The following is a 13,419-nucleotide window of genomic DNA, read 5'->3' as shown; positions in this document are numbered from 1 at the left end:
CGCCGGACCAGTGCGAATTCGCCGAGTCTGGGCGCGGCCGTCCTCCCCGGTCGCTGGCCCTGGCAGGCCGATGCGGCACGCAAGCGCCAAGATGCAGATATGGCGGCGAAATTTCTTGTCGATGTTTTTGGCTGGCGCGCAATTTGGCGGAAGTTTGCGGGGTAGTTGCTGTCAGAAAATGCAAGTGGGAGGCTGCGGTCGAGCGCGGCCTTCCCCTTCTCCCCTTGTGGGAGAAGGTGTCGCCGAAGGCGACGGATGAGGGGTGCTCCAGGGAAAGCCAGCGTCTCACTCCGCTGGACCACCCCTCATCCGTCTCGGCGCTTCGCGCCGATCCACCTTCTCCCACAAGGGGAGAAGGGGAAGACGCTGGTTCCCCGCCCCCACGCCATGCTAACTCACGCCGCATGGCACAAAAGAAAGGATACGAAGTCGATTCGTGGCTGGCGCGACCGGACCCGTCCATGGCGATCGTCCTGCTCTACGGCCCCGACCGCGGCCTTGTCGCCGAGCGGGCGAAAATCTTCGCCGCGAAAACCGGCCTGCCGCTGGACGACCCGTTCTCGGTGGTCAAGCTCGATGGCGCTGAGGTCGACCGCGACGAGGGCCGGCTGCTCGACGAGGCGCGTACCGTGCCGATGTTTTCCGACCGGCGGCTGCTTTGGGTGCGTAACGCCAGCGGCCAGAAGGCACTGGCGGACGACATCAAGGCGCTGACCGCCGAACCCGCCCTCGACGCCATCATCCTCATCGAGGCGGGCGACCTGAAGAAGGGCACCGGGTTGAGGGCCATTGTCGAGGCCGCCGGCAACGCCATTGCCTTGCCCTGCTATGCCGACGAAGCCCGCGACCTGGATTCGGTGATCGACGACGAATTGGGCAAGGCGGGCATGTCGATGACGCTGGACGCCCGCCAGGCGCTGCGCCGCAATCTCGGCGGCGATCGGCTCGCCTCGCGCGGCGAGATCGAGAAGCTGGTTCTCTACGCCCACGGCAAGAAGGAGATCGACCTCGCGGACGTCAATGCGCTGTCCGGCGATGTCTCCGGCGCTTCCTTCGACGCCGCGGTCGACGCCATGCTGGACGGCAAGGTCGGCGACTTCGACATCGCCTTCAACCGCCACTGCCAATCGGGCGGCCATCCCTTCCTGGTGCTGTCCTCGGCGATGCGGCAATTGCAGGCGATCCAGGTGATGCGCGGCCAGATGGAAAGCGGCGGCCGCAACGCCGCCTCGGTCGTCGCCGGCGCCCGCCCGCCCGTCTTCTTCTCGCGCCGCAAGCTGGTGGAAAAGACACTGGAGCGCTGGAACGTCGAGGCGCTCGGCCGCGCTCTCGGCCGACTGCAGACGGCGGTGCTGCAAACACGCAAGCGGCCGGATCTTTCGGAAGCGCTGGCCCGGCAGGCGCTGCTCGGCATCGCGATCGAGAGCGCGAGATTGGGGCAGAGGTAGGCGATTAGCCGATCTCCCCCCCTTGTGGGGGAGATGTCCGGCAGGACAGAGGGGGGCGCTGTCCCGCCAGGGTATCAGCCAACCGCAGCGGCACTCACGGCGTTCATGATGACGTCAGACTGTCTTTGCCCCGAGAGTCACCTTCACTCAGTTCATCGTCATCGCATTCGTCGCCTGGAATGTCGGCAGCGCCTGTGGAAAGACCAGTACCGCCGCTCCGTAAAGAAGCAGGGCGACACCCGACACCTTCGCTATCCGCTCTCCATAGGGGAGGGTCTTCTCCGCAAAGACCAGCAAGGTGACCACGGCCATTGCGGCGACATTCATGATCCCGAGCGGAAAGAGAGCCAGGAACAAAAACCAGCAGCAGCCCAGACAAAAGAGCCCGTGCTCGATGCCCATGCGCACCGCGCCCCACTGACCATCGCGCCATGAGGTCAGGAGGAAGCTGATCGGCGTACGGCATTTGGCCAGGCACAGGTCTTTCAGTGGCGAGAGCTGGTAGGCGCCCGCAACCATCAGCAGCGCGCCGCCGATGCGCGCGGCTGTCGCTGCGGACAATCCCACATGCGCGGCAAGCATCTCCGCGCCCGCCGCGCCGGCAAAGGCGAGAACGCCCGTCGCGGTCCAGACCAGCATGTACCCGGCCACGAACACCCAGGTCGAGACGAATGCCTGGCCGCGCCCCCTTTTGCCGCTCTGGACCTGGTGAAAGGTCAGGATCATGGGCGCGGCCGCCGGAAACATCATGGCAATCATCATGATCAACCACACGGCAAGAAACAGCGCCGCCGTCATGCCCATGGTGGGGGAGTACATGCCCATATCCGCGTCCATGCCGGTCTGCGGCCGGACGAGCAGGGTCCATGCCGCCGCTGCGGCGGCGATGAGCAGCACGAGGACAATGTTTCGCTGCAGCGTCAGCATTGGCGATCCCCGTTTCGACTATGCGGGGCAGGCGCTATTGCTGGCCGGACCAATTGATCGGCGCGTAATGTCCGTTCCGGCGGGAGTTGTCCCAACTCATGCCGTGGTCGCTGAACGTGCTGCCTTCCGCCCCCATCGCCAGACCGAGCCAGTCGGGATTGATCGGATGGCCGGTGGCCGCCCACATCTCGCCGTCCTCGCGCATCGTCGGCAGCGGCTCGACCGCCATCTTCATGACGCCCGCAATCTCCGCCGAGCGCTTCTTGCCATCTACCCGGTAGTCTATCGGAACCTTCCTGACACCGAGATTGGTGCCGATCATGGGTGCCAGCAATGCCATCGGACCGCCCGCGCCTCCGGTAAAGATCGCGCCTAACGCCTCCGTTTGCCTGTCATCGGCCCGTTCGTCGATATAGGCGGCGGCCGTCCAATTGCCGTCCGCCATCGGACCTGGCGTGTGCGCGACCATCGCGACGCTGAGGCCATCCAATCGAACGTCGCCGAAATTGCCCTTGTCGATATGAAAGACCAGTCCGACGTCGCAGACGCCTTTCGTCGGCTTCGATGTCAGCTGTGCGTTGGTGGACAGCAGGCAAGGACACACGACGTCGCAGCTGCAATTTTCGAAATAGCTTCCAGACAATTGCCAGCTGACTGCCATTTACGCCTCCCAACGTGTCGGGCGTGTCGGCGGATCGCTTTGGCAAGGCGGTGCCGTTTCACGAACGATTCGGAACGGCAGATAGCCCTCATCGCGACTGATCGGCACGCCAGGGCATAGTTTAGCTGTATCTAATGCAGGTTACGCCGATGCCATGGGGTGTCAAGCGAAAGGCTCCGACGTTGAATCCGCATCTCCTCGTCCAGGCAACGGATCAGACGCGGCTGGATAAAGCGGCTGCCGCAACGCAGCCTCGGTCGCCGCCGGTGATTGGCAAAGGGCGCGGTGCCGGCTGATCTCCCCTTTTTGACTACGGCATGCACACATTTCCAAGCGGCTGGTCTTTGGCGATAGCGTGCATGGCGGCTTGGCGCATGCATTGTCTATTGTAGCGCTGGTCGACCCCCACTCCGTCTCGGCTTCGCCGAGCCACCTCTCTCCCCCGATCGACGGGGTAGAGGAAAGGCGCCAAGCTTTTTGCCATCAACGCTTGTCCAGCAACACTCCCTTCCTTTCCCCCCGGGAGGGGGAAAGGTGACGCTGCGAAGCAGCGACGGATTGGGGGACCCACGTAGCAATCAAGCTCGGCCCGATCAGTCACGCCAGTCACCTAATGTCTGCGCGCGCTCGTTCCTTGGTTCGCTCCGGGAGATGTAGCGTTCCGTCGCGCCCACTCTGCGCTGCCGGGCATCTCCCCCACAAGGAGGGAGATTAGCCCCGCCGCGCTCGTTAGCCACCGTCGCCAACAAAAAAGGCTGGCATATTGCCAGCCCCTCCTTGTCTATCACCAATATATCAGACGTATCCAGCCTTAAGCCAAAACCTCAGCTACAGCCAAATACCGTGGCGTCCCAGCCGCCTACCGCTCGTCCTTAAGCCGCCGGCAGAGCTCGTCGAGCTGCTCCAGCGAGCGGTAATCCACCTTGAGCGTGCCGCCTTTGCCTTTGTGCTCGATGCTGACGATCATGCCGAGCGTGTCGGTCATCAGCTTTTCGAGCGCCAGCGTGTCGGGATCCTTCTCGGGCGCGCTCGGGGCGGACTTCGCCTTGGCCGGCGTCGGGCCGGCGGGCATCTGAGCCAGCGCTTCCGCCTGGCGCACCGAAAGCCCCTCCTGGACGATGCGCTTGGCGAGCCCGGCCGGGTCTTCGGCGGTGACCAGCGTCCGGGCATGGCCGGCCGACAGGTCGCCGTCGACCAGCATCGAATGGATGACGGGAGGCAGCTTCAACAGACGCAGCGTGTTGGCGACATGGCTGCGGCTCTTGCCGATCACCTGGCCGAGATCCGCCTGGGTGTAACCATGCTCGTCGATGAGTTGCTGATAGCCTTGCGCCTCCTCGACCGGATTGAGGTCGGCGCGCTGCACGTTCTCGATGATCGCCAGCTCCAGCGCCGTGCGGTCGTTGACGTCGCGCACGATCACCGGGATCTCGGTGAGGCCCGCGCGCTGCGCCGCCCGCCAGCGCCGCTCGCCGGCGATGATCTCGTAGCGGCCGGGCTGCGAGGGCGAGGGGCGCGCCACCACCGGCTGCACCACACCATGCTCGCGGATCGACTGGGCAAGGTCGGTCAGCTCGGCGTCGCCGAAATGCCGGCGCGGGTTCTTCGGATTCGGGCTGACGAATTCGATCGGCACCTTGCCGTCGGCCGCCACCACCGCGCTTGGCTTTTCCGGCGCCGCCGGACGGTCGATTTCGCCGATCAGCGCCGCGAGGCCGCGGCCCAGTCTTTTTCTCGATTGGTCTTCGCTCATTATGATATCCAGATCGTTTCGGAATCGAATTGGCCGATTAACCAAAGCCGGCGGCTGCCAACGCTCAGGCGGCGCGCAGCTTGCGCTCGCGGCGGATCACCTCGGAGGCGAGCTGCAGATAGGCCTGGCTGCCCGAGCATTTCAGGTCGTAGAGGATCGCCGGCTTGCCGTAGGACGGCGCCTCGGAAACGCGCACATTGCGCGGGATGATCGTCTCATACACCTTGTCGCCCATATGGGTGCGCACATCCTGCACCACCTGGTTGGCGAGGTTGTTGCGCCCGTCATACATGGTAAGCACGATGCCCTGGATGGTGAGATCCGGATTGATCGTGTGGCGAACCTGCTCGACCGTCTCCAGCAACTGGCTGAGACCTTCGAGCGCGAAGAACTCGCATTGCAGCGGCACGAGAACGGAATCGGCTGCCGCCATTGAATTCAAAGTCAAAAGATTGAGCGAGGGCGGGCAGTCGATCAGCACATAGCCGAACGGCGCCGAACGCTCAGCCGCGGCGCGCAGCGCGTTGCGCAGCCTGAGCACGCGATCGGGCGCTGAGGCGATCTCCATCTCAATGCCGAGCAGATCGAGCGTCGAGGGCACGATGGACAGTCCCGGCACCGCCGTCGGCACGGCGGCCGCTTCCAACTCGAGCTCGCCGGTCAGCACGTCATAGGAAGAAACCGTGCGGTCCTTTCGGTCGATGCCGAGCCCGGTGCTGGCATTGCCCTGCGGGTCGAGGTCGACGATCAGCACGCGCTCGCCGATCGCGGCCAGCGCCGTGGCCAGATTGATGGCCGTCGTTGTCTTGCCGACGCCGCCTTTCTGGTTGGCGACAGTGATGATACGCGGTGCTGTGCTCATGGGCCTATGCCAGTAATTCATTGCTGTTTCGCCGGACGCAAATCGGTGATTTCGAGGATGACGCCGTGTGGGTCGGTCATGCTCGAATGTTCTACCAGATCGAAGGTCCAGCGGTGAGTGCTTTCTTCCACTTCGGCCCGGTAATCCCGGCCTTTGTGGAACAGCGCCCGCGCCCCTTTGGTCAGCCAGGGCGCAGCCAGATCGAGCAGGTCCGGGAGCGCGGCGAGCGCCCGCGCCGTGACTATTTCCGGTGCGGAAACAAGCGCATAGCTGTCGTCGATACGCCTGGCCAGAACGCGTGCAGGAAGGTTGAACTGGCCAATGACAGAGTGCAGGAACGATGCCTTCTTGCGGTTGCTTTCGACTAGATCGATCGAGGCGCCGGCACGCTCGGCCAGCAGGAAGCCGAGCACCAATCCGGGAAACCCGCCGCCCGAGCCGAGATCGACCCAGCGTGTTGCAGCGGGCGCGATTCGCGCGAGCTGGGCGCTGTCCAGAATATGGCGGCGCCAGACATCGTCGAGCGTCGACGGCGCCGCCAGATTGATGCTGCGGTTCCATTTCAGGAACAGCTGCTCGAAGACCTGCAGCCGTTCGAATGTTTCACGTGAAACCGGACCCGCTGCTTGCCGCAGGTCCGCCCAGGCATCCGCAGTCACGCCACAGACCTTCGTGCGGCAAGCTCGGCATTGCGGACATGTGCGACGATGATCGCCAGCGCCGCCGGGGTCATGCCTTCCATCCGTTGCGCGTCGGCGATCGAACGCGGCCGGCGCGTCTTCATCTTCTGCTTCAGCTCGTTCGACAGGCCCGGCACATCGGAGAAGTCGATCGCCTCTGGGATAAGTCGCGATTCCTCATGCCTGATCTGCGCGACATCGGCCTGCTGGCGATCGAGGTAAACCGAATATTTCGCTTCCGTTTCAAGCCGCTCGGCCGTCTTTGTGTCAAGCGCGGCAAAGCGCGGCTCGACGCGGGTGAGCCAGGCCATATCGACCCCCGGATGCGCGAGCAACTCGTAAGCCGAGCGCCGCACGCCGTCCCGGTTGATCTCGAGCCCATGCCGCGCCGCCTCGTTCGGGGTCAAGGTGACCGACTTGGCCAAGGCGCGAGCCTCGTCCAGCTTCTTCGCCATCCGACCAAAGCGCTGCAGCCGCTCCGACGACGCGATGCCGAGCTTTTCGGCCAACGGCGTCAGCCGCTCATCGGCATTGTCAGCGCGCAGCGAAAGCCTGAACTCGGCGCGCGAGGTGAACATGCGATAGGGCTCGGCGATGCCGCGGCTGGTGAGGTCATCCACCATCACGCCGATATAGGCTTCGGTCCGGCTGAGCACGACCGGCTCGCTCGCCGAAGCCTTGCGCGCCGCGTTTATGCCGGCAAGCAGGCCTTGCGCGCCGGCCTCCTCATAGCCGGTCGTGCCGTTGATCTGCCCGGCCAAGAACAGGCCCGCGACCCGCTTCGTCTCCAGCGTCGTCTTCAGCTCGCGCGGGTCGACATGGTCGTACTCGATCGCGTAGCCCGGCTGCAGCATGGTCGCCTTTTCGAGCCCCGGAATGGTCTTCAGGATCTCGAGCTGCACATCCTCAGGCAGCGAGGTCGAGATGCCGTTCGGATAAACGGTGTCGTCGTCGAGGCCTTCCGGCTCGAGGAAAATCTGATGGCCCTCGCGGTCGCCGAACTTGACGATCTTGTCCTCGATCGACGGGCAGTAGCGCGGCCCGACCCCTTCGATCGAGCCGGAATACATGGCCGAGCGGCCGAGATTGGCGCGGATCAGCTCATGCGTCGCCGGCATGGTGCGGGTGATGCCGCAATGGATCTGCGGATTGGCAATTGCATCCGTCATCAGCGAGAACGGCACCGGATCCTCGTCCGCGGCCTGGCTTTCCAGCGCGGCCCAGTCGATGGTGCGGCCGTCGAGGCGAGGGGGCGTTCCGGTTTTCAGACGTCCGAGCTTGAAGCCCGCGCGCGCCATCGTCGCCGACAAACCCATGCTGGCCTGCTCGTTCATGCGGCCGGCGACGATCTTCTTCTCGCCGATATGGATCAGGCCACGCAGAAAGGTGCCGGTGGTCAGCACGACGGCGCCGCAGGCAAGGCGACGGTTGCCCGATATCTGAACGGCTGCGACCTGTCCCTCAACGATTTCAAAGTCGAGAACCTCGCCCTCGATCACGTCGAGATTGTTCTGCCGCCGAATCGCTTCCTGCATGGCCAGGCGATAAAGCTTGCGGTCGGCCTGGGTGCGGGGGCCGCGGACGGCCGGTCCCTTGCGGCGGTTGAGCAGGCGGAACTGGATCCCGGCGGCATCCGCAATACGACCCATCAACCCATCCATAGCGTCGATTTCGCGCACGAGATGTCCCTTGCCGAGACCGCCGATCGCTGGGTTGCAGGACATGACGCCGATCGTATCGAAACGCAGCGTCACCAGCGCGGTCCTCGCGCCGGCGCGCGCGGCGGCGCTGGCCGCCTCGCAACCGGCATGCCCGCCGCCCACCACCACCACGTCATAGTGATCGGTCATTTTCCAAGAATCCGCTTTCAGAGATGGATTGACACATGTCCCTGCTATCGCCGGCTGTCAAGGACCGGAGCCGTTTCACGTGAAACATCGATCCGCATTCCAGCCGGTGTTTCACGTGAATCACTGCGGGGTAGGCTCCGCCCATGTTTCACGTGAATCACTTACCGATGCAGAACTGCGAAAAGATGACGTCGAGCAAATCTTCAACGTCGACCGCACCTACAATGCGCCCCAGGCGCTCGGCCGCCAGCCGCAGATCCTCGGCGCGTAACTCCTGGCTCCGCCCTGACAGCGCCGCCCGCAAGAAGTTCGTCGCCTCCCTGAGCAGCTCGACATGGCGCAGCCTGGACGGCAAGACGTCGCCCGCCTCACCAACTGCGGCGGTCGCGCGGGTGCCGATCTCGTCCAGCAGGCGGTCCACACCGCTGCCGTCTTTGGATGAGATCGCAACGTCGTAGCCCCTGACGCCGGCATCGGCAATATCCGACTTGGTACCGATTCTCAACAGCGGGACAGCGCTTGGGACACCGCTGACGGAAACCGGGACGGCCATATCTTCCAGCAACAGCACCAGATCTGCCCCTTCTGCTTTGGCCCGGGCCCGCTCGATGCCGATCGACTCCACCTTGCCCGCGGCCTCACGCAGCCCGGCCGTATCGACAAGCCGCACTTTCAGTCCCTTGAGGTCCATGACGACCTCGAGCAGGTCGCGGGTCGTGCCTGGCTCATCGGTGACGATCGCCGCCTCTCGCTGCGCCAAAGCGTTAAAAAGGCTGGACTTGCCGGCATTTGGAGCGCCGATGATCACGACTTCGAAACCGTCGCGAATGATCTCCGCCGCCTTGAAGCCTTCGATGTGCCGTCCGATCTCGCCGACCATCGCGGCCACATCCGACCAGACCGCTTCCGAGACGGAACCGGGCACATCCTCTTCGTCGGCGAAGTCGATCTCCGCCTCGATCATGGCGCGGGCATGGATGAGCCGGCGGCGCCAGTTCGAATAAAGCTCGCTCTGCGCGCCTTCGGCGTTGCGCACAGCGAAGCGGCGCTGCGCCTCGGTCTCGGCATTGACGAGATCGGCCAATGCCTCCGTCTCGACCAGATCCAACCGGCCGTTGAGAAAGGCGCGCCGGGTGAACTCTCCGGGCTCGGCGTGCCTGACGCCTTCGAAGCCGGTGATCGTCTCCAGCATCTTGGCCGCTACGGCGCGGCTGCCATGGACCTGGAACTCAGCGACGTCTTCTCCGGTGAAGCTGCCGGGGCCTGGAAAGAACAGGACAAGCCCGTGGTCGATCGTCGAGCCGTCCGCCGCCCTGAGCCTCCGCAAATTGGTAAACCGATCCTTAACCGGCCCGGCTATCGTTTCGACCACGAATCGAGTCTTCGGTCCCGAGACACGGATAACCGCGATGCCAGCGGGCAGTCGGCCGCTGGAAAGCGCTACGATCGAATCCTTCGAAGCCATTGGCGAAACCATTTGCCGGACCTGCCGAACCGCCTAGATTAGGAGGTAGAGCATGTTGGCCGAAAACCGCTCCACACGTTTCGGCATCATGCTCCAGCCTTTATCAACCCGAATGCCGAGCCGCCCATCGTGACCTTGCCCGCGCGAAACCTGCTTGCCGAAGAAGCCAGCCCCTATCTGCGGCAGCACAGCGACAATCCTGTCCATTGGCGCGGCTGGTCGCCGGCAGCCCTTGCCGAAGCGAAGGAACTGGAGCGGCCGATCCTGCTTTCCATCGGCTACGCCGCCTGCCACTGGTGCCATGTTATGGCCCATGAAAGCTTCGAGAACGACGCCGTGGCGGCCGTCATGAACCGGCTCTACGTGAATATCAAGGTCGATCGCGAGGAGCGGCCGGACATCGACCAGATCTATATGGCGGCACTGCATGCCATGGGCGAGCAGGGCGGCTGGCCGCTCACCATGTTTCTGACGCCCGACGGCAAGCCTTTCTGGGGCGGCACCTATTTTCCGCGCGAGGCGCGTTACGGGCGGCCGGGCTTCATCCAGGTGCTGGAGGCTGTCGACAAGGCCTGGCGCGAAAAGCAGCAGAGCCTCGCCGAAAGCGCCGATGGGCTGACCGCCCATGTCGAGCAGCGACTGGCCGGCGCGACGGGGAAGGCTGTGCTCGATCGCGATACGCTCAGCGATCTCGCCGGCCGCATCGACGGCATGATCGACCGCGATCTCGGTGGCTTGAAAGGCGCGCCGAAATTCCCCAACGCGCCCTTCATGCATACGCTGTGGCTGTCCTGGCTGCGCGACGGCCGTGCGGAGCATCGCAACGCCGTGCTCACCAGCCTCGAAAAGATGCTCGCCGGCGGCATCTACGATCACGTCGGCGGCGGCCTCAGCCGCTATTCGACCGATGCCGAATGGTTGGTGCCGCATTTCGAGAAGATGCTTTACGACAATGCCCAGCTCATTCGCCTGTGCAACTGGGCCTATACCGCGACCGGCAATAGTTTGTTCCGGGTACGAATCGAAGAAACGGTCGCCTGGCTGTTGCGCGAGATGCGAGTCGAAGGCGGCGCCTTCGCCTCCAGCCTCGACGCGGACAGCGACGGCGAGGAGGGGCTTTTTTACACCTGGAGCAGGGAAGAGGTTGAAGCCGCGCTGGGAGACGATGCGCCGAGCTTCTTCCGGTATTTCGAGCTGGCTGCCCCGCATGGCTGGGAAGGCAAACCGATCATTCGCCAAAGCGAGGCGCAACAGGTTCAGGGCATCGCCGACGACGCTCAGCTTGCGCCGCTGAAGGCAAAGCTGTTGGTCGTTCGCGAAACGCGGGTCAGGCCAGGCCGTGACGGCAAGGCGCTCACCGACTGGAATGGGCTGATGATCGCGGCACTCGCCGAAGCGGGACGCTCCCTTGGCAGGCGCGACTGGATCGAGGCCGCGGCCGAGGCTTTCGCCCATATCGCCGAGGCCAGTCAGGACGGCCGCCTGCCGCATTCCATGCTCGGGACGAAGAAACTTTTCCCCGCGCTGTCCAGCGACTATGCCGCCATGACCAACGCGGCGATCGCGCTGTTCGAGGCGACCGGCGATCCGGCCTATTCCGATCGCGCCAGACGCTTCATCGGCGAGCTCGACCGCTGGCATCTGGACGACGACAAGACCGGCTACTGGCTGACGGCGTCGGACAGCGGCGACGTGCCGATCCGCATCCGCGGCGATGTCGACGAGGCGATCCCCTCGGCCACCAGCCAGATCGTCGAGGCGCTGGTGCGGCTGTCATCGCTCACCGGGGATCTCGATCTTTGGGAAAAGGCCTGGGCAACCGCCGAACATGCCATGGGCCGCGCCGCGCAACAGGCCTATGGCCAAGCCGGCATCGTCAATGCCTGCGCGCTGGCGCTCGAACCACTGAAGCTCGTCATTATAGACAGGCCAGAATCCTCAAGCCTTGTTCCGGTTGCGAATCGGAATCCCGATCCGCGCAGGGTCGATATCGTCGTGCCGATCGGTACGGAAGCGAATCGACCTTTGTTGCCGGGCGGCGTGCTGCCGCCGACGGACAAGCCCGGCGCTTGGTTCTGCAGCGGGCAGGTATGCCTGCCGGTGGTGACGGATGCGGAGGAGTTGGAGAAGCTGTTGCGGCGGGGGTAGGCGCCAAGAGCCAGCGAAGCCGGATTTTTCTTCGTCATCCTCCGGGCTTGACCCGAAGATCCATGCCGTGACGTTGGCCGACGAAGGCAACAGAGCAGAATTCTGCACCGCTGCAAAGCTCATAAGGAACGGCATGGATTCTAGGGTCTACGCGGCGTCGCTTCGCTCCTTGCTCCGCCCTAGAATGACGAAGCCTGGAGAGGGCTGATCCTCCAACTAGACTAGGTATTCATCGAATCGAAGAAATCCGCGTTGGTTTTCGTCTGCTTGAGCTTGTCGATGAGGAACTCGATCGCGTCGGTCGTGCCCATCGGCGCGAGGATGCGGCGCAGCACGAAGATCTTCTGCAGGTCCGCGCGCGGCACAAGCAGGTCTTCCTTGCGGGTGCCGGATTTGAGGATGTCCATCGCCGGGTAGATGCGCTTGTCGGCCACCTTGCGGTCGAGCTGGATTTCGCAGTTGCCGGTGCCCTTGAACTCTTCGAAGATGACTTCGTCCATGCGGCTGCCGGTATCGATCAGCGCGGTGGCGATAATGGTGAGCGAGCCGCCTTCCTCGATGTTGCGGGCGGCGCCGAAGAAGCGCTTCGGGCGCTGCAGCGCGTTGGCGTCGACACCGCCGGTCAGCACCTTGCCGGATGACGGCACGACGGTGTTGTAGGCGCGGCCGAGGCGGGTGATCGAATCCAGAAGGATGACCACGTCGCGGCCATGCTCGACGAGGCGCTTGGCCTTCTCGATCACCATTTCAGCGACCTGTACGTGGCGCGCCGCCGGCTCGTCGAAGGTCGAAGAGATCACCTCGCCCTTCACCGAGCGCTGCATGTCGGTCACTTCCTCCGGACGCTCATCGATCAGAAGCACGATCAGATAGCATTCCGGATGATTGGCGGTGATCGAATGGGCGATGTTCTGCATCAGCACCGTCTTGCCGGTGCGCGGCTGCGCGTTGATCAGCGCACGCTGGCCCTTGCCGATCGGCGCGACCAGATCGATCACGCGCGGCGAGATGTCCTTGGAAGTCGGATTGTCGACCTCCATCTTCAGCCGCTTGGTCGGATAGAGCGGCGTCAGATTGTCGAAGTGGATCTTGTGCCGGATCTTTTCGGGATCGTCGAAATTGATGGTGTTGACCTTGAGCAGCGCGAAATAGCGCTCGCCCTCTTTCGGGCTGCGGATCGGTCCTTCGACCGTATCGCCGGTCTTGAGCGAAAAGCGCCTGATCTGCGACGGCGAGATATAGATGTCGTCGGGACCTGGCAGGTAGTTGGCGTTGGCCGAGCGGAGGAAACCGAAACCGTCCTGCAGCACCTCGACGACGCCGTCGCCGATGATCTCGATATCCTGGGCGGCGAGCTTCTTCAGGATCGCGAACATCAGCTCCTGCTTGCGCATGACGCTGGCGTTCTCCACCTCGAGCGATTCGGCATAAGCGATCAGCTCCGGCGGCTTCTTGTTCTTGAACTCTGCGAGTTTCATTTCTTGCATTAGATAGACTCTGGGTAGGCTTTGGGGAGAAAAATCGGCTGAATACGACAAATGCCGGGCGCGGCCGAAGCGAGTAAAAGGGGCGGCGCATGACGGGAAGGAAGACCCGTCTTTTATCGTCGGTCGCCTGAAAGAGCA

Annotated in this window: 10 protein-coding genes; 2 read left to right on the top strand and 8 right to left on the bottom strand. The window is 63.8% G+C overall.

The window, feature by feature from the left end; all coding sequences use genetic code 11:
* Positions 1–404 precede the first annotated feature (404 nt).
* The gene (gene holA, locus P9273_RS16140) at positions 405–1,448 is read left to right on the top strand and encodes a DNA polymerase III subunit delta (RefSeq protein ID WP_278049810.1); all 1,044 of its coding nucleotides are present in this window, start codon (positions 405–407) and stop codon (positions 1,446–1,448) included.
* A gap of 147 nt (positions 1,449–1,595) precedes the next feature.
* On the opposite strand, the gene P9273_RS16135 is transcribed toward holA, so the two are convergent.
* From P9273_RS16135 to mnmE, 7 genes are all read right to left on the bottom strand, one after another.
* Positions 1,596–2,375: a DUF2182 domain-containing protein gene (locus tag P9273_RS16135; RefSeq protein WP_278049809.1), complete on the bottom strand. Its 780-nt coding sequence runs from the start codon at positions 2,373–2,375 to the stop codon at positions 1,596–1,598.
* Positions 2,376–2,409: 34 nt separating this feature from the next.
* A complete protein-coding gene (locus tag P9273_RS16130; protein WP_278049808.1) occupies positions 2,410–3,036 on the bottom strand; it encodes a DUF1326 domain-containing protein in 627 nt (208 codons plus the stop codon).
* An 859-nt stretch (positions 3,037–3,895) separates the two neighbouring features.
* Positions 3,896–4,789, bottom strand: coding sequence for a ParB/RepB/Spo0J family partition protein (locus P9273_RS16125; RefSeq protein ID WP_278049807.1), 894 nt, complete (start codon positions 4,787–4,789; stop codon positions 3,896–3,898).
* 64 nt (positions 4,790–4,853) lie between these two features.
* Positions 4,854–5,651, bottom strand: a complete 798-nt coding sequence (locus tag P9273_RS16120) for a ParA family protein (RefSeq protein WP_040999223.1) — start codon at positions 5,649–5,651, stop codon at positions 4,854–4,856.
* Between the two features lie 17 nt (positions 5,652–5,668).
* Positions 5,669–6,310, bottom strand: a complete 642-nt coding sequence (rsmG, locus tag P9273_RS16115) for a 16S rRNA (guanine(527)-N(7))-methyltransferase RsmG (RefSeq protein ID WP_278049806.1) — start codon at positions 6,308–6,310, stop codon at positions 5,669–5,671.
* Positions 6,307–8,181 carry a tRNA uridine-5-carboxymethylaminomethyl(34) synthesis enzyme MnmG gene (mnmG, locus tag P9273_RS16110; protein WP_278049805.1) on the bottom strand — a complete coding sequence of 625 codons (1,875 nt, stop codon included), beginning with the start codon at positions 8,179–8,181 and terminating at the stop codon, positions 6,307–6,309. The genes rsmG and mnmG overlap by 4 nt, the downstream gene beginning before the upstream one ends.
* Positions 8,182–8,338: 157 nt before the next feature.
* On the bottom strand, positions 8,339–9,646 hold the full coding sequence (mnmE, locus tag P9273_RS16105; protein ID WP_278049804.1) for a tRNA uridine-5-carboxymethylaminomethyl(34) synthesis GTPase MnmE: 1,308 nt from the start codon (positions 9,644–9,646) through the stop codon (positions 8,339–8,341).
* 129 nt (positions 9,647–9,775) lie between these two features.
* Here mnmE and P9273_RS16100 point away from each other — a divergent pair, with 129 nt between their 5' ends.
* On the top strand, positions 9,776–11,794 hold the full coding sequence (locus P9273_RS16100) for a thioredoxin domain-containing protein (RefSeq protein ID WP_278049803.1): 2,019 nt from the start codon (positions 9,776–9,778) through the stop codon (positions 11,792–11,794).
* Between the two features lie 221 nt (positions 11,795–12,015).
* Here the strand turns inward: P9273_RS16100 and rho are convergent, their stop codons facing one another.
* Positions 12,016–13,281 (bottom strand): transcription termination factor Rho, encoded by a 1,266-nt coding sequence (gene rho, locus P9273_RS16095; protein WP_127230347.1) that lies wholly within the window; start codon positions 13,279–13,281, stop codon positions 12,016–12,018.
* Positions 13,282–13,419 lie beyond the last annotated feature (138 nt).

Origin of the sequence: Mesorhizobium sp. WSM4935 (assembly GCF_029625735.1) — a bacterium.
Lineage (GTDB): Bacteria > Pseudomonadota > Alphaproteobacteria > Rhizobiales > Rhizobiaceae > Mesorhizobium.
The sequence above is the reverse complement of the archived record's forward strand: the minus strand, read 5'-3'. Positions and strand labels throughout refer to the sequence as shown.